General features: G+C 64.0%; 21 protein-coding genes. 12 read left to right on the forward strand and 9 right to left on the reverse strand.

Annotated elements, in window-relative coordinates:
- The first annotated feature begins 390 nt into the window (after positions 1 to 390).
- From AB5I39_RS05720 to AB5I39_RS05735, 4 genes are read left to right on the forward strand one after another with little or no spacing between them, the layout of a single operon-like run.
- Positions 391 to 927 carry a phage tail protein gene (locus AB5I39_RS05720; RefSeq protein ID WP_404372317.1) on the forward strand — a complete coding sequence of 179 codons (537 nt, stop codon included), beginning with the start codon at positions 391 to 393 and terminating at the stop codon, positions 925 to 927.
- A 40-nt stretch (positions 928 to 967) separates the two neighbouring features.
- Positions 968 to 1,504 (forward strand): phage tail protein, encoded by a 537-nt coding sequence (locus tag AB5I39_RS05725; protein WP_404372320.1) that lies wholly within the window; start codon positions 968 to 970, stop codon positions 1,502 to 1,504.
- Positions 1,505 to 1,522: 18 nt separating this feature from the next.
- Positions 1,523 to 2,074: a phage tail protein gene (locus AB5I39_RS05730; protein WP_404372322.1), complete on the forward strand. Its 552-nt coding sequence runs from the start codon at positions 1,523 to 1,525 to the stop codon at positions 2,072 to 2,074.
- 1 nt (position 2,075) lies between these two features.
- Positions 2,076 to 2,543 (forward strand): GNAT family N-acetyltransferase, encoded by a 468-nt coding sequence (locus AB5I39_RS05735; protein ID WP_404372325.1) that lies wholly within the window; start codon positions 2,076 to 2,078, stop codon positions 2,541 to 2,543.
- On the opposite strand, the gene AB5I39_RS05740 is transcribed toward AB5I39_RS05735, so the two are convergent.
- Positions 2,540 to 2,836, reverse strand: a complete 297-nt coding sequence (locus AB5I39_RS05740; RefSeq protein WP_404372328.1) for a DUF6916 family protein — start codon at positions 2,834 to 2,836, stop codon at positions 2,540 to 2,542. The genes AB5I39_RS05735 and AB5I39_RS05740 overlap by 4 nt on opposite strands.
- A gap of 41 nt (positions 2,837 to 2,877) precedes the next feature.
- On the reverse strand, positions 2,878 to 4,065 hold the full coding sequence (locus tag AB5I39_RS05745; RefSeq protein WP_404372331.1) for a sulfotransferase: 1,188 nt from the start codon (positions 4,063 to 4,065) through the stop codon (positions 2,878 to 2,880).
- A gap of 89 nt (positions 4,066 to 4,154) precedes the next feature.
- Between AB5I39_RS05745 and AB5I39_RS05750 the strand changes: the two genes are divergently transcribed.
- The 4 genes from AB5I39_RS05750 to AB5I39_RS05765 all read left to right on the forward strand — a co-directional run bounded on the left by AB5I39_RS05750 (position 4,155) and on the right by AB5I39_RS05765 (position 7,872).
- Positions 4,155 to 4,739 (forward strand): aspartyl/asparaginyl beta-hydroxylase domain-containing protein, encoded by a 585-nt coding sequence (locus AB5I39_RS05750; RefSeq protein WP_404372333.1) that lies wholly within the window; start codon positions 4,155 to 4,157, stop codon positions 4,737 to 4,739.
- A gap of 124 nt (positions 4,740 to 4,863) precedes the next feature.
- Complete coding sequence (locus AB5I39_RS05755) at positions 4,864 to 5,325, forward strand: hypothetical protein (protein WP_404372336.1); 462 nt, start codon at positions 4,864 to 4,866, stop codon at positions 5,323 to 5,325.
- Positions 5,318 to 5,641 carry a PqqD family protein gene (locus AB5I39_RS05760; protein WP_404372338.1) on the forward strand — a complete coding sequence of 108 codons (324 nt, stop codon included), beginning with the start codon at positions 5,318 to 5,320 and terminating at the stop codon, positions 5,639 to 5,641. Before AB5I39_RS05755 ends, AB5I39_RS05760 begins: the two co-directional genes overlap by 8 nt.
- 116 nt (positions 5,642 to 5,757) lie before the next feature.
- A complete protein-coding gene (locus tag AB5I39_RS05765; protein WP_404372341.1) occupies positions 5,758 to 7,872 on the forward strand; it encodes a prolyl oligopeptidase family protein in 2,115 nt (704 codons plus the stop codon).
- A 38-nt stretch (positions 7,873 to 7,910) separates the two neighbouring features.
- Here the strand turns inward: AB5I39_RS05765 and AB5I39_RS05770 are convergent, their stop codons facing one another.
- Complete coding sequence (locus AB5I39_RS05770; protein WP_404372344.1) at positions 7,911 to 9,284, reverse strand: glycosyltransferase; 1,374 nt, start codon at positions 9,282 to 9,284, stop codon at positions 7,911 to 7,913.
- 159 nt (positions 9,285 to 9,443) lie between these two features.
- On the opposite strand from AB5I39_RS05770, the gene AB5I39_RS05775 reads away from it, so the two are divergent.
- The gene (locus AB5I39_RS05775) at positions 9,444 to 10,007 is read left to right on the forward strand and encodes a cytochrome b (protein ID WP_404372347.1); all 564 of its coding nucleotides are present in this window, start codon (positions 9,444 to 9,446) and stop codon (positions 10,005 to 10,007) included.
- A gap of 1 nt (position 10,008) precedes the next feature.
- Here the strand turns inward: AB5I39_RS05775 and AB5I39_RS05780 are convergent, their stop codons facing one another.
- The 5 genes from AB5I39_RS05780 to rpiA form a co-directional block, all read right to left on the reverse strand.
- Positions 10,009 to 10,806, reverse strand: a complete 798-nt coding sequence (locus tag AB5I39_RS05780; protein WP_404372350.1) for a Cof-type HAD-IIB family hydrolase — start codon at positions 10,804 to 10,806, stop codon at positions 10,009 to 10,011.
- Positions 10,803 to 11,789, reverse strand: a complete 987-nt coding sequence (gene gnd, locus AB5I39_RS05785) for a phosphogluconate dehydrogenase (NAD(+)-dependent, decarboxylating) (protein WP_404372352.1) — start codon at positions 11,787 to 11,789, stop codon at positions 10,803 to 10,805. The genes AB5I39_RS05780 and gnd overlap by 4 nt, the downstream gene beginning before the upstream one ends.
- A 47-nt stretch (positions 11,790 to 11,836) precedes the next feature.
- Positions 11,837 to 12,946, reverse strand: a complete 1,110-nt coding sequence (gene tal / locus AB5I39_RS05790) for a transaldolase (protein ID WP_404372354.1) — start codon at positions 12,944 to 12,946, stop codon at positions 11,837 to 11,839.
- Positions 12,946 to 15,027: a transketolase gene (gene tkt, locus AB5I39_RS05795; RefSeq protein WP_404372357.1), complete on the reverse strand. Its 2,082-nt coding sequence runs from the start codon at positions 15,025 to 15,027 to the stop codon at positions 12,946 to 12,948. Before tkt ends, tal begins: the two co-directional genes overlap by 1 nt.
- Before the next feature lie 80 nt (positions 15,028 to 15,107).
- Positions 15,108 to 15,776 (reverse strand): ribose-5-phosphate isomerase RpiA, encoded by a 669-nt coding sequence (gene rpiA / locus AB5I39_RS05800; protein WP_404372360.1) that lies wholly within the window; start codon positions 15,774 to 15,776, stop codon positions 15,108 to 15,110.
- 196 nt (positions 15,777 to 15,972) lie between these two features.
- Between rpiA and AB5I39_RS05805 the strand changes: the two genes are divergently transcribed.
- Together AB5I39_RS05805 and msrA are read left to right on the forward strand one after the other, a co-directional pair.
- Positions 15,973 to 16,602: a DedA family protein gene (locus AB5I39_RS05805; RefSeq protein WP_404372363.1), complete on the forward strand. Its 630-nt coding sequence runs from the start codon at positions 15,973 to 15,975 to the stop codon at positions 16,600 to 16,602.
- An 88-nt stretch (positions 16,603 to 16,690) separates the two neighbouring features.
- Entirely contained in the window at positions 16,691 to 17,356 is a 666-nt protein-coding gene (msrA, locus tag AB5I39_RS05810) for a peptide-methionine (S)-S-oxide reductase MsrA (protein ID WP_404372365.1), read from the forward strand.
- 40 nt (positions 17,357 to 17,396) lie between these two features.
- On the opposite strand, the gene pdeM is transcribed toward msrA, so the two are convergent.
- The gene (gene pdeM, locus AB5I39_RS05815) at positions 17,397 to 18,071 is read right to left on the reverse strand and encodes a ligase-associated DNA damage response endonuclease PdeM (RefSeq protein WP_404372368.1); all 675 of its coding nucleotides are present in this window, start codon (positions 18,069 to 18,071) and stop codon (positions 17,397 to 17,399) included.
- Between the two features lie 138 nt (positions 18,072 to 18,209).
- Between pdeM and AB5I39_RS05820 the strand changes: the two genes are divergently transcribed.
- On the forward strand, positions 18,210 to 20,147 hold the full coding sequence (locus AB5I39_RS05820) for a potassium transporter Kup (RefSeq protein ID WP_404372370.1): 1,938 nt from the start codon (positions 18,210 to 18,212) through the stop codon (positions 20,145 to 20,147).
- Positions 20,148 to 20,257: the final 110 nt, after the last annotated feature.

Consider the following 20,257-nt stretch of genomic DNA (forward strand, 5'->3'; position numbering starts at 1 on the left):
TAGCCTCCGAACCGATCGAGACCGTCGTCGCCGGGTCGCGCGGCCGTGTTCTGCGTAAGATCCGCAATCTCCTCCTCGATCAGGACCGGCGTCTGCCACACAGGGCGTGGATCTTCGTTAGGCTGGGACATCATCATGGTTAAGCCACCCCTTTTTCGTATGCTGCGTCTCTAGAACAAAAACGGGCGACACTTCAACTGTGTGTTGTGGCTGCGGCTGAGCAGGCGATTGTTCGCGGCGCGTCGCCAACGATCGACAATTTACTTGACGACGGCCTTGGTTAGCCTGTTATCATTCACACTCGAAACGTAAGGGGCCGAAGCTCGACGCGGATTGCGGGACGGACTTTCGGCCTCTGTGCGTATATGGCAGGGCCAGGGGGGGTAGCCGGTGAGTCAACCATTTATAGGCGAAATTCGCGCGTTCGGCTTTTCCTTCGCGCCGCGGGGATGGGCACTTTGCAACGGTCAGCTTCTGTCCATTCAGCAGAATGCGGCGCTTTTCTCGCTGCTCGGCACAACCTATGGCGGTAACGGGCAAACCAATTTTCAATTGCCCGATCTGCGCGGACGCGCTGCGCTGACTTTCGGTCAAGGTCCTGGCCTGTCGAACTATGTCCAAGGCCAAGTTACCGGCACCGAGACTGTCACGCTTCTGTCGACTCAGATACCGCAGCACAATCACATTTGGAGCGCGTCGACGTCGCTCGGCAATCAACCGGGGCCGGCGGCCGGGTTTCTGGCGGGGGGGCAGATTCCGAATGGTACGCCGATCCCGAACTTCGCCGCAGCCGGTGGGGCGACGGTGCCGTTGGCGACGACCACGCTGAGCACGACCGGCACCAATCAGGGTCACAACAACATGCAGCCCTATCTGGTCGTCAGCTATTGCATCGCGCTGCAGGGCATATTCCCGTCGCGGAATTGATGATCGCCGGGGAACGACATTCTTTTCGAAGGACGCTATCATGGCACAACCATTTCTGGGCGAAATCAAGCTATTTGCCGGAAATTTTCAAATCCGCGGCTGGGCATATTGTAACGGGCAACTTCTTTCGATCGCGCAGAACGATGCGTTATACGCGCTGATAGGGACGACGTATGGCGGCGACGGCGTGAACACCTTTGCCTTGCCGAACCTGCAAAGCCGTGTGCCGATCCATCAGGGGACGGGACCGGGCCTGACCACGCGGGTAATGGGCGAGGCGTCCGGTGTCGAAAACGCCACCGTCTCGACGGCACAATTGCCTCAGCACACTCATACGGTTCTCGCGACCACGGTAGACGGGACAAGGACTTCCCCGGCCAATGCTTTGCCGGCGGCACCGAACCTGACGGGCTCCTTCGGGTACCTGAGCGGCGCCGCGACTGGCACCACCGATGCCCTTCCCGCGCCCGCCTCGATTTCGAGTGCAGGCAATAGCATACCGCACAACAATATCATGCCGGTGTTAGCGATGAACTATCTCATCGCCATCGAGGGCGTGTTCCCGCAACAAAACTGAGCGGCAGGGGGGAAGTACATGTCTGATCCATATATCGGCGAAATTCGTCCCTTTGGGTTCAATTTCGCGCCACGGAACTGGGCGTTTTGTCGTGGACAGATCCTGGCGATCTCATCGAACACGGCGCTTTTTTCGATTCTGGGCACCACATACGGTGGCAACGGTCAAACCACTTTCGCATTGCCCAATCTGCAGAGCCGCGTAACGGTCGGCATGGGGACGGGGCCCGGTCTATCGACCTATGTGCTCGGTGAACAAACGGGTGAAGAGAATCATACCCTGCTTACCAGCGAGATGCCGGCACACACCCACGCCCCTTATACCCGGGTGAAGCCTGGCACTGCCGACGGTCACCGCGTTCCGGCGTCCGGCGACTATCTAACGCGCTTGAACGTCGCAGCGAACGCGCCGGGCCTGACTTGGCTGACTGCCCCGCTGACCAATGCCACGACGTTGCACCCGAGCGCGATCGGTCTGACGGGCGGCAACCAGCCGCATTCCAACCTGCAACCGACGCTCGCAATCAATTACTGCATTTGCTTGAACGGCGTCTTCCCCGCCCGGAATTGAGGTGAAGGAGGCCACAGTACGCCCCGAAACGACGGAGGACGACGCGTTCCTCCGCCGTTTGACGATCGAGGGGCGGTGGGCGGAATTTGCCCCCCTGCCGCTGTCGGACGCGCACAAGCGCATGTTGCTCGAACAGCAATATGAAGCCCGGCGGCACCATTATCGAACCTATTACGCCGCGGCGGATTTCAGCGTTATCGAACTCGACGGGCAGCCGATCGGCCGGTTGTGCGTATTGCGCAGTGCGCCCACTCATCTTCTCGTCGATATTGCCTTGTTACCGGAATGCTCGGGGCAAGGTATCGGCGGCGCTTTGCTCGATTTGATCATCGCAGAGGCCGCAGCGCTTGGAAGGAGCGTCTCGCTCCGCGTCGAGCATACCAACCCGGCGCGACGACTGTATGAGCGCAAAGGCTTTCGAGAAACCGAGCGCAACGAGGTCGATGCCGAGATGGTCTGGCGCGCTTAGTTATACAGCGCCTCATACCGAAACGCACCTTCGGGCGTTCGCGCGATCGGCGACAGGCTGATATAGAACGGTTCCATTGCGGGATGCGTCATTTCGATCAGGTTAGCGACCATGTAATCGGTCCGCGTGCCCAGGAACGTCAGGCTGAAAGGTTTGCGAAATCCCTCGGGCGGCACGCGTGTCAGCGCATCGGCAAATTCGAGCCGCAGCACATCTTCAAGGCCGTCGCCACGGACAGTGAAATCGGTACCGACCAGTGGCAGGAAGGTTTCGACGCTATGGCCCTCGGTCATCCTGATATTCCCCATTTTAGGATTGACGATACGGCTCTCGCTTAGCCGCCGGTCCGCAGCATTTCCAGTCGCTGATACGGCACCGCGACATACCGCTCGACGGCCGCACGCACCGCCGGACTGGCTTCGCGCCGTTTCTCCTCCGTGTCCGGCGTGAAGGATTGATACGGCGCCTTCGCATCGCGCAGGGCCGCTGCCGCCAGCGCTTCGCGCCCCGGTGCGTCGAGCGCGATACCGAAGTGCGGCAAGATGCTGTGTTCAAGCGCGTCGGGCAGTTGCGCATAGTTGATCAGCAAACCGCGCGATCGATCCGACGCTTCGATCACGGGCGCGCACGTCCGCTCGAGCAGATAGGCACAATATTCCTCCGGGCTCAGACCATCACTCGAGATGCCGAACACACTTGCACCGATACCCCCGGGGATAGTCTGAAATCCGCGCTGACGCACTTGCGAAACCATGATGTCGACGGGATCGCGATACAGAAAAATCCACGGCGTTTCCGGGAACGCCGCGGCCAGCAACGGCAGCGCATTGGTATGCCAGCAATCCGTTTTGATCACGAAGCTGCCGCCGGGCGTGGTCTGGCGGCCGAGCGCGGCGGCCATTGCGCGGATCAAGGCAATGCGTTGTGCGATCGGCTGATCGTTGGCCTGCGCGACCCGTTGCAGGACGTGATCGAAGGGCGGCGGTTCCGATGCCACCACGGTGTCAGGCAACGCGGCGAGCATCTGCGCAACCAGCGTCGATCCGCAGCGCGAGAGATGAAAGATCAGCCCGTCGGGCACCACGCCCTCCGCCCCGAACGCTTCAGGCAAGGCGGCAAGCGGGGTGCGATGCTGCATCAAACGGCTGATCGGCAAGGATCGCCCGCGACGAATCGAGTCTTCGAAGAATGGCTCGCTCAGAGTCCTGTTGCCCAGGTAGAACCAGTCGACCGCCGGGCCATCGGGCAGATCGACGACGGCCATTGGCAGCCACGCCGGCCCCGGTGCCGCCTCCCCCGTGATCGGTTTTGGCAGGAAGCGATCGATCCCGAGCGGATCGGGCGAAGCCGCGCGTTCGAGCGTCGCTGGGTCGAGCAGGAGGCCGCGCGCGTCTGCCGCCGCGGCTGCGACAGCGACGAATTCCCGCATTTCGGCGATCGCGCCCAGTTGCTGCTCGAGCGCGCAATCGGCGGATACCATCGCGCGGAAAATGTCCAGCGGCGGGCGTTCGGGCGAAATCATCGGAGGCGACACCGTGCTTTGCAAAGGGCCCGGCATACCGTTATGCCGTGGTCATGGAGACGAATGCTGAGCCTATCGCGTTCATCCCTATGGGACAATCGCACGTGTATGCCGATCGGCTTCGTCTGCCGCTCGACTTCGATCCGGTCCGCTTGCGCGCCGATCTCGACGCCCTGATCGACACGCCGTGGACCGAGCATTTCGTACGGCAGAATTACGAAGGCGATTGGAGCGTGCTTCCGCTGCGCTGCACGAAGGGTGCGACGCATCCGGTCATGCAGATCTATTCGGATCCGAACGCCACCGATTATGAGGATACACCGCTGCTGGGCCGGTCGCCCTATTTTCGAGAGGTTCTGGCGAGTCTGCACTGCCCGTTACAAGCGGTGCGCTTGATGCGGCTCACGCCCGGATCGATCATCAAGGAACATCGCGACAATGATCTGGAGGCGGAATGCGGCCACGCCCGCCTGCATATCCCGATCGTCACCAACCCGGACGTGGATTTCCGGCTGAACGGGACGCGCATTGTCCTCGATCCGGGCAGCCTATGGTATTTGCGCCTGTCCGATCCGCACAGCGTCGCCAATCGCGGCAGCGCGGACCGAGTTCACCTGGTGGTGGACTGTGGCGTCAATGACTGGCTGAGCGACCTGCTCGCTACCGCGGCCTGATCGTTCAGCAGGCATGACGCATTGGCGTCAACCCGGCCTCCGTTGCGGATTGAAACGCCTGCAGCAAGAAGCTAGACCGCTTCGGGAAAACGTAAAATCTGCGTTCAAAATGGGGGAAACGGACATGTCGCAGGAACAGCAAGTCGTATCGGTCAATCGCCGCGCGGCACTCGGCGGTATTGCGGCGCTGTCCGCGGTCGGCGCGGTTGCGGGCTCGACCCCTGCCCTGCTTCAGAGTGATGACTTCTCCGTTGGTGATACGGGATTGCGGTCGTTCCACGCGCGCTATGCGCTGCGCGGTGGCGACGTGCTCGCGGCGTCATTCGCCGCACCGCGCGGCAAAATCAAAATCGACACTGTCGTCCTGATGCCGGGAAAGGACGGCTTCGCGCCGGATCTCAAGGCAAAGATGCGCCGCTATGCCCGCGCTGGCAAATATGTCGTCGCGCCCGATTTCGAAGCGACGTATCGCAATACGGCAATCGCCGGTTATGACGCGATGGTTCGCGACATGCTCGACAAGGTGCGTCGGCTCAGCCTCGGTTCGATCGGCAACGGTCGGCTGAGCATCGTCGCGCATGGCTGAGGAGCCCGCGCCGCTCGACGACGACGCGCCGGCTGATGGGCTGAGCGATGCAACGATGCTGGTGCAATCGAGCGGCGTGATCGGCGCTGAAGTTAGTGGCGAGATCGTTTTAATCGGCGTCGAGACCGGCCGCTATCATGGCTTCGATGCCGTCGGCAGTGCGATCTGGCGCGCGCTCGAAACGCCGATCCGGGTTGATGATCTGTGCGCCCGGATGGTGGCCCATTTCGCCGGTGACGCCGCGACCATCACGTTGGAAACGCGCGCTTTCGTGGCGCAACTGTTGTCCCGCAATTTGGCAACGACCGTGGCGTGACACGGTCGCCGGTGATGATCGCATCGCGGTAAAACCATGTTTGACGCCGTGCGCGCGGCACCGCATGAAGGCTCGCTTGGCGCCGCCATCCATCGGCGTCCGTTGAGGGGATTTTCATGCGCATTCTCACTCTGGCCCTGCTAACCTCCATCGCTATGCCCATTACCGCCGCCGCACAGACGACCGAAGACCCCTATCTCTGGCTCGAAGACCTGTCTTCTCCGCGCGCGATGGAATGGGTCAATGCGCGCAACGCCTACAGCACCAAGATTCTCGAAGCCGATCCGCGCTATGCCACGCTGTACCAGGAGGCGCTGACGATCGCCGCCGCGAAGGACCGCATTCCCGCGCCGAGCTTCACGCACGGTGAGATCTACAATTTCTGGCAGGATGCCGAACATCTGCGCGGCATTTGGCGCAAGACCACCCTCGCCGATTACAAGACCGCCGATCCGAAGTGGACGACGGTGCTCGACATCGACGCGCTGGGTAAGGCCGAGGGCAAGAGCTGGGTGCTGAAGGGCACGCAGTGCCTGCGCCCCGAAGAACGCCTGTGTCTCATATCGCTGTCCGACGGCGGCGAGGATGCGGTCGAGGTGCGAGAGTTCGATCTTTCGACCGGCCAGTTCGTCGCCGGCGGTTTCCACCTGCCGCGCGGCAAGCATCGCATCGCGTGGGAGGACAAGGATCATCTGCTCGTCGCGACCGACTGGAACCCGGGCGAACTGACGCAATCGGGCTATCCCTATATCGTCAAGCGGCTCGCGCGCGGGCAGGCGATGTCGGCTGCGGTAGAAGTCTATCGCGGCGATCAGAAAGATGGCGGCTACGGCGTTTCGCCGGGCGTGCTGCGCGACGCGAAGGGGCGCACGCTCGCCTATGTCGACCGCCCGCTCGACACCTTCCATTCGCAGACCTTCATCATCACGCCCGCCGGTGCACAGCGCCTCGCCATTCCGGAAAAGGCCAGTCTCGAAGAGCTGATCGACGGTCGCGTGATCGTTCGCCTCAACGAAGCCTGGACGGCCGGTGGCACCACCTTCACCCCCGGCTCGGTCGCGGAGATGGACCTGGCGCAGGTCAAGGCGGCGCCAGGCGCGCCCAAGGCCAAGCTGGTCTGGGCACCCGGCCCGCGCAATTCGCTCGGCGGGATCAGTTCGACCCGCGACAAATTGCTGATCAGCACGCTCAGCAACGTGCAGGGCCGCGCCTTCGTCTACACGCCGAAGGCTGGCGGCGGCTGGACCAGCACTCGGCTGAAGCTGCCCGACAATCTGACGGTCGGTTTCGGCGCGTCCGATGAAGGCTCGAACCTGGCGTTCGTCGGCACCAGCGGTTTCCTGACGCCCTCGACGCTCTATCTCGCCAATACCGATACGGGCGCGCTGGAGCAGGTGAAGGCGATCGCACCGAAGTTCGATGCGTCACAGGACGTCGTCGAACAGCTTGAAGCGACATCGACCGACGGTACGAAAATCCCGTATTTCGTCGTCCACCGCAAGGACATCCCCTATAACGGCTCAACTCCGACGTTGCTGGGGGCCTATGGCGGATTCCAGGTCAGTCAGACGCCCAATTACTCCGGCACTATCGGCAAGCTCTGGCTCGAGCGCGGCGGTGCCTATGCGCTCGCCAATATCCGCGGTGGCGGCGAATTTGGCCCGGCCTGGCACGAAGCGGGCCTGGGGACCAAGCGCCAGATCGTCTATGACGATTTCGCCGCCGTCGCGAAGGATCTGATGGCGCGCAAGATTACCTCGCCTAAGAAGCTCGGCATTCAGGGCGGCTCGAACGGCGGTCTGCTGATGGGCGTCGAATTCACGCAGCATCCCGAATTGTGGGGCGCGGTCGTCATCCAGGTGCCGCTGCTCGACATGATCCGCATTTCGAAGATCGCGGCCGGTGCCTCGTGGCAGGGCGAATATGGCGACGTGAATGCCGACCCGAAGGTGATGGCCTTCTGGCAGAAGCTGTCGCCCTATCACAATCTGAAGCCGGGCGTGGCCTATCCCGAGCCGTTCATCTTCACGACCACAAAGGACGACCGCGTCGGCCCTCAGCATGCGCGCAAGTTCGCGGCGCGGATGGAGGAAATGGGCCTGCATTTCTATTATTACGAAAATACCGAGGGCGGCCACGGTGCGGGTGCCGATCTGAAGCAGTCGGCGCGCACCACTGCGCTGACCATGACCTATCTCCAGCGCAAATTGATGAACGAGCCTGCGCAATAAGCTAGGCGTGCCGAGCCGCGCCGCATTTCGCGGCGCGGCTATTCCGCCGGTGCCTCGATCGCAGTGCGCTGCTGCCGTCCCCAGCTCTCGCGGCCGGTGAGGAACGCGTGCCAGCCCCACACAGCTCCTGCGTGGCGCAATAGCTGGAAACTGAACGGCTCTAGGATCGCCGCGATCAGCGCCGGGAACAGCCCCAGACCCTCCCGCTGCCCGGTCCATTTCTTGTAAATGCCGAGCGACCAGAGGTGGAAGCTGAGATCGATCGCGATTTTGACGAGCATCACGATCAGGATTGGCAGCGCCACGGTGAAGCGCCCCGTCACCACCAGCGCGATCAGGATCGCGAAGGCCGCCAGCCCGTAAATTGGCTGCAGCGTGTCGAGCGCCTTGACCGGCAACATCGCGATGCCGAGCCACCCGAAGCGCCGCGCGCCGACCATGTCGCGGTTCCAATATTGCGTCTGCAGAAACCCGCCGAACCAGCGCCGCCGCTGCCGCAGGAACGCCATCGGGCTGGCCGGCGCATCGGTCCGCGCGAGCGCGCCGCCGACCACGCGGACGGTCCAGTCGCGGCCGTTATCGACCGCGTGGCGGTGCAGCCGATGGATCAGCTCATAATCCTCGACCATGCAATCCGGATCGAACCCGCCGACCTCGACCACCGCCTGCCGCCGGAACGCCGCGAACGCGCCCGAGATCAGCAACAGGCTGTTCAGCCGCTCCCATGCGTGGCGCGACAGGAAGTTGCGGACATATTCGTAGGTCTGAAACCACTCGAAGAAGCGCCCCTGCAGATCTCGCCCGCAGATCGGCGCAAGCACGCCGGTTGCCGCAACCAATTCCGGCTCGGCCGCGAAGGCAGCGCGCATCGCTGCAATCGCGCCGGGTTCGAGCAGCGTGTCGGCGTCGACCGTCAGCACCACCTCGGTTTGGACCAGCAGCATCGCGGCATTGAGAGCACGGGCCTTGCCGCCGTGGCGCAACCGCAGCCAGCGCAGCGACGGCATCGTCAGCGAGGGATCGCTGATCGTCCCATAAGGCGGCGGCGCGAGACCGTAACGCCGCGCCATCACGTCGGGCGTCGCATCGCTCGATCCGTCATCGGCGATCAGGATCAGATCGGGCGGCGTGTCCTGCCCGCTCAGCCGCTCGATCGCGGCGGCGATCACCCCCGCTTCGTTATGCGCGGCGATGATCACGCCGAAGCTTGGCGATACGCGCGGCGCGGGTTGCGGCGTCAGGCGCAGATCGCGGATGTTCCACGCGGTGAACACCAGCAGCATGGTGTCGTACAGGATATAGGCGATCCCGATCGACCACACCGCCAGACCCTGCCGCTGGAATGCCTGCACGATCAGCGCGATGAACAGGATCGGCGCGAAGGCCCCGATGATTCGGCTCGCCGCGCCCACGCGCCGAGGGGTAAGCCGCGGTGATTCCGCGACAAGCGTGTCGGCGAGCGATGTCATTACGCAGGCGATACCCATTCAGGATGAACGAGCGCTGACGCCTAGCGCGCGCCGCGTCGCCCCGCTAGGGTAGCCCGTACGAAATCGAGCAGGAGCATGTGCGTGGTTCAACGCTATACCGGGATCGCGATCGCGCTTCACTGGATCGTCGCGCTGCTGATCATCGCCAATGTGGCGCTCGCCCTGACCTGGGATTTCTATCCCGATGCGCAGGTGCGTCCGGCGATCGACCTGCACAAATCGATCGGCATCACCATCCTCGGTCTCGCAATCCTGCGCATCCTCTGGCGCTTCGCGCACCGCCCGCCGCCATTGCCGCAAGGCTACGCCGGATGGGAGGTGACCGCATCGCACATCGTCCATTGGGGGCTGTATGCGATCCTGTTTGCGATGCCGTTGACCGGCTGGATCATGGATTCGGCATATGAAAAGGCCGCGACGACGCCGATGTATCTCTACGGCCTGTTCCAATGGCCGCGCATCGGCTTCATCCTCGCGCTCGATCCGGCGACGAAGAAGATGGTGCACGATAGCTTCGGCGAAGCACATGAGATCATCGCCTATGCCGTATATGCGCTGTTCGCGCTGCATGTCGCGGGCGCGCTGAAGCATCAATGGGTCGATGGCGTGCAGGAATTGCAGCGGATTATGCCGGGGCGGCGGTAGTTCAGCGTCCAGCAAGAACCCTGTCGATCGCCTCGGCAACGCCGTCGGCGTCATTCCCTGCCACGACATGCGTCGCCTTGGCGCGGACCGCCTCCGGCCCCTGCCCCATCGCGTACGAAACGCCCGCGCGCGCAAACATCGGTACATCGTTGAATTGATCGCCAAGCGCCGCCGTCTGCGCCAGCGGCACGCCAATCGCCTCGCTCAACCCGGCAATCCCGTCGCCCTTGTTCGCGACAAGTGCGGTCACGTCGAGATAATAAGCCTGCGACTGCATGATCGTCGCCCGGTCAGCAAAACCCTTGGCGCGCTCCGCCAAGCCAGCGAGCAACGCCGCATCATCGCTGACGAAAGTGATCTTGTCGGCGCGATCGTACAGGTCGCTGAAATCCTGCCGCATGATCGGTGCCTGGTTCGAGGCGATCCGTTCGCTCGCGACATGTGCGCCGTCGGGATTGCTCGCATACCAAAGGTCGTCGGCAAATACCCAAATGTCGACCGCCGTAGCTCGGGCCAGCGCGAACACCCCTTCGACCACCGCGCGATCGATCACATGATGGCACAGCACCGTGCCATCGCGCTTGAACACGATCCCGCCATTGAACGCGCCCATCGGCGCATCGATCGCCAGCGTCTCGGCCAGCGGCATCACCCCGGAACGCGGACGCGCGCTGATGATCGTGAACCCCACCCCGGCCGCGCGCAGCCGCTCCACCGCGGCGATCACGCCGGGGGTCAGCTGCTTCTTCTTGTCGACCAGCGTGCCGTCGACATCCGACACGACGAGGTCGATCGTCACTGCGGCATCTCGACATGGCCGCCGAAGCCGAAACGCATCGCCGACAGCAATTTGTCGCCGAACGTATGATCGACCCGGCTGCGATAGCGCGCGAACAAGGCGGCGGTCAGCACGTTGGCCGGCACCTTCTCCTCCATCGCCGCGTCGATCGTCCACTGCCCCTCGCCCGAATCGGCGACGCTGCCGGTGAACTGTTCGAGGTTCTGATCCTTGGCGAGGCCGATCGCAGTCAGATCGAGCAGCCAGGACGAAATCACGCTGCCGCGCCGCCACACTTCGGCGATGTCGGTCAGGTTGAGGTCGAAGCGCTCATCCTCGGGCAGCTTTTCCGACGCCTTGCCCTTCAGGATGTCGAAGCCCTCGGCATAAGCCTGCATCAGACCATATTCGATGCCGTTATGGACCATTTTGACGAAGTGCCCGGCACCCGCTGGCCCGGCATGGATGTAGCCCTGCTCGGCGCGCGGATCTTCATTGTCGGCGGCTTCGCGGCCCGGCGTGCGCGGGATCGCGCCGATGCCGGGGGCGAGTGCGGCGAGAATCGGGTCGATATGACCGACCGCCGCCTTGTCGCCGCCGACCATCATGCAGAAGCCGCGTTCCAGCCCCCATACGCCGCCCGACGTGCCGACATCAACGTACAGCGTGCCCTTCTCGGCGAGTGCCTTCGCGCGGCGGATGTCGTCCTTGTAGAAGCTGTTGCCGCCATCGATGACGATGTCGCCTTTGCCGCAGAAATCGCCGATCGCGGCGACGGTCTGCTCGGTCGGGTCGCCCGCGGGGAGCATCACCCAGTAGATGCCGGGCTGGCCGAGCTTGCTCCGCATATCGTCGAGGCCGCTTGCCCCGACGGCACCATCGGCGGCAAGCGCCGCGATTGCTTTCTCGTCACGGTCGAACGCCACCACCTCATGCCCCGCGCGCATCAGGCGGCGTGCAATGCCCGCCCCCATCCGGCCGAGGCCAATGATCCCGATCTTCATGCCTTAACTCCGCGTGGTGCTACGATGGAAAGTGCCGAAAGTGCCACTCAAACGGGGGCCGGCTGTTTGGCGGCGATGGCGCCCAGCAGATCGTCGAACGCCTTGGAGAAGGACGCGACGCCTTCCTCGACCAGCGTATCGGTCACACCATCGAGATCGAGCCCAAGCCGTTCAGTGTCCGAGATAATCTTGCGCGCGCCCGCGACATCCTGCGTCAGCGTTGCCGCCGCCGTGCCGTGATCACGAAACGCATCGAGGGTCTTGGGCGGCACGGTGTTGACCGTATCCTTGCCGATCAGCGTGTCGAGATACAACGTGTCGGGATAGTCGGGGTTCTTGGTACCCGTCGATGCCCACAGCAGCCGCTGCGGCTGCGCGCCCTTGGCCGCGAGTGCCTGCCAGCGCGGGCCCGCGATGAACTCCTCATACCAGGCATAAGCGAGCTTGGCATTGGCGATGGCAACCTTGCCCTTCAGCGCCTTGGCTTCGTCACCGCCGACGCCCGCGTCGATCTTGTCGTCGATCTTGGAATCGATCCGGCTGATGAAGAAGCTCGCGACGCTGGCGATGCGGTCGATCGGCTCGCCGCGCGCCGCGCGCTCTTCCAGGCCGGTGACATAGGCTTCGGCTACCGCCTGATAGGCGCTTTGCGAGAAGAGCAGCGTCACGTTGACGTTGATCCCGGCCTCGATCGTCGCGGCGATGGCGGGCACGCCCGCCGGGGTGCCGGGGATTTTGATCATCAGATTGGGGCGATCGACCGCGGCCCATAATTTCTGCGCCTCGGCGATCGTGCCGTCGGTATCGTTCGCGAGATAGGGCGACACTTCGAGGCTGACATAGCCATCCTTGGCATCCAGCCGGTCGTACACCGGACGCAGCGTGTCTGCCGCCGCCTGAATGTCGAGGATCGCGAGATGCTCATAGCGATCGATCGTCGCCGCACCGGGATTGGCCTTATCGTAGGCGGCGAGTTCCGCGTCGTACGCATCGCCATGCCCCATCGCCTTTTCGAAGATCGACGGGTTTGAGGTGACGCCGGTCAGCCCATCCTCGTCGATCAGCTTCTGCAGGCCACCGGCCTCCAGGAACTTGCGATCAACGAAATCGAGCCAGACCGCCTGGCCAAGCTTCGCGAGGTCGTTGAGATGGCCCATCACTTCGTCTCCAGCAATTCGTTTGCAACCTTCACGATATTCGCGACGGTGAACCCGTATTTGTCCTGCAGCTTGGCGATCGGGGCCGACGCACCGAAGGTGCTCATCGTGATCGTCCGGCCTTCAAAGCCGACATAGCGGTCCCAGCCGATCTCGCCGCCCATTTCGATTGCGATGCGCGCGGTCACGCTCTTTGGCAGAACCAATTCCTTGTACGCCGCGTCCTGCAATTCGTAGCGATACCAGCTCGGCATCGACACGACGCGCGCCGCGACGCCCCGCGCCTTCAGCGTCTCATAGGCTTCGAGCGCGAGCGACACTTCGGAGCCGGTCGCGATCAGGATCACTTGCGGGTTTTCGCTATCGGCCAGCACATACGCGCCCTTGGCGACACCCGCAGCGCTGGCATATTTCGAACGATCGATCGTCGGAAGTGCCTGACGCGAAAGGATTAATGCTGTCGGGTGACTGGCGTCGGTCATGATCGCCTTCCACGCCTCGGCCACTTCGTTCGCGTCGCCGGGGCGGATCGTATCGAGGCCCGGAATCGCGCGCAGCGTGGCCAGATGCTCGATCGGCTGATGCGTCGGGCCGTCCTCGCCCACGCCGATCGAATCGTGCGTGAACACCCACACCGCACCGATTTCCATGATCGCCGACAGCCGGATCGGCGCACGCATGTAATCGGCGAACACCAGGAAGGTGGAGCCGTAACCGCGCAGGTGCGACAGCGTCATGCCGTTGACGATGCCGCCCATGCCATGTTCGCGCACGCCAAAGTGAAAGTTCGAGCCGCCGTAGTTCGACGGCTCGAACGAGGCTGCGCCCTTAATGTCGGTCTTGGTCGACGGCGCCAGATCGGCCGATCCGCCGAGCAGCCACGGCACCTTCGCCGCGATCGCATTGAGCACCTTGCCACCCGCATCACGGCTGGCGATTCCCTTTGCATCGGCATCGAACACCGGCACATCGGCATCCCAGCCCTCGGGCAGCGAATCGCTGAAGATAGCGTCGAGCTGTGCCGCCAGATCGGGATATTCGGTGGCGTAGCGGGCGCGCAAATCGTCCCATGCCGCACGCGCCTTGCCGCCGCGGTCCGCGATCGCCGCGTGGAAATGCTCAGCCACGCCGTCGGGCACCAGGAACTTGGCGTCCTCGGGCCAGCCATAGGCCTGCTTGGTCAGGCGGATGTTTTCCTCGCCCAGCGGCTCGCCATGCGCCTTTTCAGAGCCGGCGCGCGGGCTGCCATAGCCGATCACCGAATGCACGACGATTAGCGTCGGGCGATCCTCGGTCGCCTTGAACGCATCGAACGCAGCGGCCAGCGCCCCGACATCGTTGGCATCGTCGACGTGAATGACGTTCCAGCCATAGGCCTGGAAGCGCATCCCGACGTCCTCGTCGAACGCCAGATCGGTGCCGCCTTCGATCGAGATATGATTGCTGTCGTAAATCCAGCACAGGTTGGACAGCTTGAGGTGCCCGGCGGTCGATGCCGCCTCGGCCGCGACGCCCTCCATCATGTCGCCATCGCCGCACAGCGCGTAAACGTCATGGTCGAACAGGTCGAAGCCTGGCTTGTTATAGCGCGCCGCGAACCAGCGCTCGGCGATCGCCATGCCGACCGAATTGCTGCACCCCGCCCCCAGCGGCCCGGTCGTCGTCTCGACGCCGGTCGTATGGCGATATTCGGGATGGCCCGGCGTGCGCGACGACAGCTGGCGGAATTGCTTGAGGTCTTCGAGGCTGAGCGCGGGCTTGCCGGTCTTCTTACCCTCGGCATCGATCTCCTCGATCCCGGCGAGGTGAATGAGCGAATAGAGCAGCATCGACGCATGGCCGACCGACAGCACGAAGCGGTCGCGATTGGGCCAATCCGGCGTCTCCGGATCATAGCGGAGGAACTGGCTCCACAGCGTATAGCCGACCGGGGCCAGCGCCATCGGGGTGCCGGGGTGCCCGGAATTGGCCGCCTGAACCGCGTCCATCGACAGCGTGCGAATCGTGTCGATCGTCAGCCGCGCCAGGCTGCCGTCTTCGTGCAGGCCGGTGGCATCGGCTTGGGTCAGGGTATCGGACATGAAGGAAATCGCCTCGCTCTTGGGGGTCTGAACGCACGCACGCGCACCCGGTTGCGGCCCGGGTGCAGTTTGTGCGGGCCTTATCGCGTCCCGGTCCCGCGTTCCAGTCGCGTAACGACGCCATTGGCCGCGATATAGGCAGCGTCCACCTCGGCCAGGAACAGGCCGTGCCCCAAAGCGCCCGGAATAGCGTCGATTTCGGCGGCGAGTATTGCCATGTCGGTATCCGCTGCAAAACGGCAGTCGAGGATACCATTGCCCTGATCGGTGGCGAATCCGGCGCGTAAGACTGGCGTGCCACCAAGCTTTTCGAGTCGCGCGGCCACAAACGCCTGGGCGAAGGGCAGCGTTTCGACCGGGATCCTGGCAGCGCCAATTCTCGCGACACGCTTCGATTCATCGGCAATCACCAGCATCCGTTTGCTGGCGGCGGCGACGACCTTCTCGCGCAGCATCGCCCCACCCGCGCCTTTGATTGCCCGAAGATCGTCGTCGATTTCGTCGGCTCCGTCGATCGTCAGGTCGATCTCCGCAGGCAAGTCGATCAGCCGGATTCCAACGGCCCGCGCGTGGTGCTCGGTCGCAAGGCTGGTGGCGACGGCGCTGATGGTCAGGCCGCCGCGCACGCGCTCACCAAGTGCTTCGATCGCGAAGGCAGCGGTGGAGCCGGTGCCGAGGCCGACGACCATGCCCGCGCGCACCTCCTCGATGGCAGCGAGGGCGGCGAGGCGTTTGTCGGTGTCGTTCATGGCACTACCTTACACCGTATTGCCCTCCCCGGCGAAGGCCGGGGCCCAGTTGCGAGCGTTTAGACGTTCAAGCGCTGCGCCAGTTTCCTTCTACGCGACTACTGGGCCCCGGCCTTCGCCGGGGTGGACATCATTATGGCCGGCATCTCCCCACTTTCCCTTTGCCCCTCGCCCCGCCACACGGCAAAGCGCGCGTATGGTTGAACATATCCTCGGCATCCTGGCCGGTTTCGTCATCGCGGTCATCGAAGCCGGAGGTTATTGGGGCCTTGCTCTGCTGATGGCGATCGAGAGCGCGTGCGTTCCCCTGCCCTCCGAACTGATCATGCCGTTCGCAGGGTATCTCGTGTCGGTGGGCAAGATGAACCTGTTCCTCGCCGCGACCGCCGGGGCGATCGGCTGCAATCTCGGCTCGATCGTCGCGTATGAAGCGGGCAAGCGCGGCGGGCGGCCGCTTGCCGAACGCTATGGCAAATATCTGCTGATCGGGCCGGGCGAGCTCGATGCCGCCGACCGCTTCTTCGCGCGCTTCGGCAGTGCGGCGGTGCTGATCGGGCGGCTACTGCCGGTGATCCGCACCTTCATCGCCTTTCCGGCAGGCGTCGCGCGGATGCCGCTGGTGCCGTTCCACCTCTATACGTTCATCGGCTCCTGGCCGTTCTGTTTCGCGCTGGCGTGGCTTGGACAGACGCTCGGTCGCGCGTGGAACAGCGACCCGCGCGTGAAGGCGGCATTCCACAGCGCCGACGCGCTGATCGGCGTGGCGCTGGTCATCGCAATCGGCCTGTTCGTCTGGCACAAGGTCCACGGCTTGAAGCAACGCTGAGCCGTCCCACATCCTTTCCGGGCGCGCATCCGTAACTTTGCGCGCCGGTGCCCCGAAATACGGGTATCACCCCCGAAAAGAGGCTGTCATGCTGAAACCCGTTCTGATCTCCGCCGCCATCGCCGGTGCCGCGCTGTTCGCGCTCGGTGGCGGTGCCGCGCAAGCCGAGCGCGCCGTGCCGATCCCCGCAGCCAAGGTGGACGTCACCGCCAAGGGCCCGCAAGTCGCAGTCTTCGCGGGCGGCTGCTTCTGGGGGATGGAAGCGGTGTTCGAACATGTGAAGGGCGTTACCAGCGTCACGTCGGGCTATGCCGGCGGGACCAAGGCGACCGCGAATTACGAAGCGGTGTCGAGCGAGACGACCAAGCACGCCGAGGCGGTGCGCGTGGTATATGATCCCGCGAAGGTGAGCTACGCCACGCTGCTGCGCATCTATTTCTCGGTCGCGCATGATCCGACCGAGCTCAACCGCCAGGGGCCGGACACCGGCTACAGCTATCGCTCGGCGATCTTCCCGCAAAGCGCGGCGCAGCGCGGCGTGGCGGCGGCGTACATCGCACAGCTGCAGAAGGCGCATGTCTTCGCCCAGCCGATCGTGACGAAGATCGAGACCGGCGCCTTTTTCCCGGCCGAATCCTATCACCAGGACTTTTACGACCGGAACCCGACCCATCCCTATATCATGCGGTTCGACAAGCCGAAGGTCGCGGCGTTCAAGGCGGGTTTTCCACAACTGGCGACGGCGAAGGGATGAGCGCCAAAAGCCCCTCCCCTAAAGGGGGGGCTGCGGCGTGCTATGCCGCCAGCTTGAACCGCAACATCCGGTCCTCGACCGGCACCAGCGCCTCTGCGCCGCGCCCGACCGCGCGGACGATTTCCGGGTGATCGGCATCGAGCCCGCCGGTGAGCGCCCCGAACGCGGGGAGGATCAGCTTGCGCGGCGTCGCCACGAAACAGCGCCGCGCGACGTTGCGTCCGCGCACCCGCACACGCAATTTCGGGTGGAAATGGCCTGAGAGTTCGGGTCGCGCCTCGTCCGGCGACGCCTCGTGCCGCAGCACCAGCCCGTCGACCACCGCCTCGCGCAGGACGGTGCCGCCGCAGCGATCGACCAGCCCGGCCCCACTTGCCGAATCGTGGTTGCCGGTGATCCAGGTCCACGCGGCCGCACCGGTGAGCGCCCGCAGCGCCTCCTGCGCCGCCACGGGCAGCCGATCGCACCCGGCATCGTCATGGAAACTGTCGCCCAGGCACCATATTTCGCGCGCGCGCGTCGCATCGACCACCGCCTTCAGATCGACCAAGGTGGCAAGCGAATCATAGGGCGGCAGCATCTGTCCGGCGGACGCGAACCAGCTCGCTTTCTCGAAATGCAGGTCCGCCACCAGCAGCGCGGAGCGGCGCGGCCAGAACAAGGCACCGCTGCGCAGCGCGAGAAATTCATGGTCGGCGAACGAAAAGGGAACCATGCCCGGCCTATGTCGCAAGCCCGCGGCCCGCGCAACCGCGCCGTTACCTGCGCCGAATCCTCTTGCGCAATGCAGCATTGAGCGTAAAGCGCGCCGTCCTTCCCGGCGAGTCGGTCCCGCACTATGACATCTGCCCCCGTGACACCTTCCCAAACCGCGACCAGTGCCGCGCGCCACGCCCCGCATCCGGCGTTGATCGCGCTGACGATCGGCGCGATCGGCGTGGTGTTCGGCGATATCGGCACCAGCCCGCTCTACGCTTTCCGCGAGGCGCTCAACCAGACCGCCGCCGACGGCATCGATCCGACCGAAATCCTGGGCGTGCTGAGTCTCGCGATCTGGTCGCTGATCCTGGTCGTGACGGTCAAATACGTCCTGTTCCTGATGCGCGCCGACAATCAGGGCGAAGGCGGCGTGCTGGCGCTGACCGCACTTGCAAGGCGGGCGCTCGGGCGGCGCTCGCTGATCGCGCTGATCCTTGGCGCGGCCGGGGCGGCGCTTTTTTACGGCGACGCGATCATCACCCCGGCGCTTTCGGTGCTGTCGGCGGTCGAGGGGCTGAAGACGCTGCCCGGCGCGGGTGGCCTGTTCAGCGACGACGTGATTCTTGGGGTAACGATCGTCATCCTGATCGCGCTATTCTTCATTCAAAGCCGCGGCACCGCGCGCGTTTCCGCGCTGTTCGGCCCGGTCTGCATAGCGTGGTTCCTCGCGATCGGCGGGCTGGGCGTGTGGCATATCGCCGACGAACCTTCGATCCTGCGCGTCGCATCGCCGCATTACGGCGTGATGCTGCTGGCGACGCACGGCGTGACCGGGCTGTTCGTACTAGGCGCAGTGTTCCTGACCGTGACGGGGGCGGAAGCGCTGACCGCCGACATGGGGCATTTCGGGATCAAGCCGATCCGGCTCGGCTGGTTCTTCCTGGTCTTCCCGTGCCTGGTGCTCAACTATCTCGGCCAGGGCGCCTTCGCGCTCAATGCGCTGGAGGCCGCAGCGGCGGCGGGCAAGCCGTTCGTCAACCAGGACTGGTTCTTCCTGATGGCGCCCGATGCGGTACGCCCGTGGCTGATCGTGCTGGCGATGCTGGCGACGGTGATCGCGAGCCAGGCGGTGATCACCGGGGCCTTTTCGTTGACCCAGCAAGCGATCCAGCTGGGGCTGCTGCCGCGGCTGCGGGTGCTGCAGACATCGGCGACGCAAGTCGGGCAAATCTATCTGCCGACGATCAACTGGCTGCTGCTGGTCGGCGTTCTGGTGCTGGTGATCCAGTTCCGCACCTCGACCGCGATGGCGGCGGCGTACGGCATTGCGGTGACCGGTACGATGGTGGTGACGACGTGCCTCGCCTATATCGTCGTGCGGCATCGCTGGAACTGGAGCCGCCCGGTCGCAATCGCAGTGATCGCGCCGTTCCTGACGCTCGACCTGATCTTTTTCGGCGCGAACATCCTGCGCGTGATCGAGGGCGGCTGGGTCCCGCTCGTGGTGGCGGGCGCGATCGGCCTGATCATCTACACCTGGAATCGCGGGCGCGGCATCGTGCGCGAATTCGAACAACGCCAGAGCATCCCGCTGGTCGATCTTGCCGCGGCACTCGCCAAGCGTCCGCCCGAGCGCGTCGAGGGGACGGCGGTGTTTCTGACCGCCAATCCCGACAGCGCACCCGGCGCGCTGCTGCACAATCTGAAGCACAACAAGGTGCTGCACGAGAAGAACCTGATCGTCAGCATCCGCACCGCCGACCGTCCAACCGTCGAGCCCGAGGATCGCGCCGAGATCCGACCGGTCGATGACAATTTCACGATCATCGTGCTGCATTACGGTTTCATGGAGCAGCCCGATTGCCCGCGCGATCTTGGGCTGGAGGCGGCGGCGCACAAGAAAACGCTGAACCAGGCCAAGACCAGTTACTTCATCGGGCGCAACACGCTGAAGCCCACCGCCGAACAGGGAATGCCGCTGTGGCAGGACCGCATCTTCATGTTCCTGCAACGCAATGCCAGCGACCCGACCGATTTCCTGCGTATCCCGCCGGGCAAGGTGCTGGAATTGGGCGAACAGGTCACGGTCTGACCCGCATCCAGCGGTTTCCCACGAGAATTGTCTCGCCAAGCCTCAACCGCGTCCGGAATTTGCCTTTTTGCATCGTCTTAGCGATGAAGCTGGAGGGAGAGTGGACATGC

Origin of the sequence: Sphingomonas sp. MMS24-J45 (assembly GCF_044881195.1) — a bacterium.
Lineage (GTDB): Bacteria > Pseudomonadota > Alphaproteobacteria > Sphingomonadales > Sphingomonadaceae > Sphingomonas.

Bases quoted from the DNA above. Each gene is read 5' to 3' on its own strand.
- AB5I39_RS05725 (WP_404372320.1), top strand. From the start codon at position 968: ATGGCACAACCATTTCTGGGCGAAATCAAGCTATTTGCCGGAAATTTT.
- AB5I39_RS05730 (WP_404372322.1), top strand. From the start codon at position 1,523: ATGTCTGATCCATATATCGGCGAAATTCGTCCCTTTGGGTTCAATTTC.
- AB5I39_RS05740 (WP_404372328.1), bottom strand. From the start codon at position 2,836: ATGACCGAGGGCCATAGCGTCGAAACCTTCCTGCCACTGGTCGGTACC.
- AB5I39_RS05745 (WP_404372331.1), bottom strand. From the start codon at position 4,065: ATGATTTCGCCCGAACGCCCGCCGCTGGACATTTTCCGCGCGATGGTA.
- AB5I39_RS05750 (WP_404372333.1), top strand. From the start codon at position 4,155: ATGGGACAATCGCACGTGTATGCCGATCGGCTTCGTCTGCCGCTCGAC.
- AB5I39_RS05755 (WP_404372336.1), top strand. From the start codon at position 4,864: ATGTCGCAGGAACAGCAAGTCGTATCGGTCAATCGCCGCGCGGCACTC.
- AB5I39_RS05760 (WP_404372338.1), top strand. From the start codon at position 5,318: ATGGCTGAGGAGCCCGCGCCGCTCGACGACGACGCGCCGGCTGATGGG.
- AB5I39_RS05765 (WP_404372341.1), top strand. From the start codon at position 5,758: ATGCGCATTCTCACTCTGGCCCTGCTAACCTCCATCGCTATGCCCATT.
- gnd (WP_404372352.1), bottom strand. From the start codon at position 11,789: ATGAAGATCGGGATCATTGGCCTCGGCCGGATGGGGGCGGGCATTGCA.
- tal (WP_404372354.1), bottom strand. From the start codon at position 12,946: ATGGGCCATCTCAACGACCTCGCGAAGCTTGGCCAGGCGGTCTGGCTC.
- tkt (WP_404372357.1), bottom strand. From the start codon at position 15,027: ATGTCCGATACCCTGACCCAAGCCGATGCCACCGGCCTGCACGAAGAC.
- rpiA (WP_404372360.1), bottom strand. From the start codon at position 15,776: ATGAACGACACCGACAAACGCCTCGCCGCCCTCGCTGCCATCGAGGAG.
- AB5I39_RS05805 (WP_404372363.1), top strand. From the start codon at position 15,973: ATGGTTGAACATATCCTCGGCATCCTGGCCGGTTTCGTCATCGCGGTC.
- msrA (WP_404372365.1), top strand. From the start codon at position 16,691: ATGCTGAAACCCGTTCTGATCTCCGCCGCCATCGCCGGTGCCGCGCTG.
- pdeM (WP_404372368.1), bottom strand. From the start codon at position 18,071: ATGGTTCCCTTTTCGTTCGCCGACCATGAATTTCTCGCGCTGCGCAGC.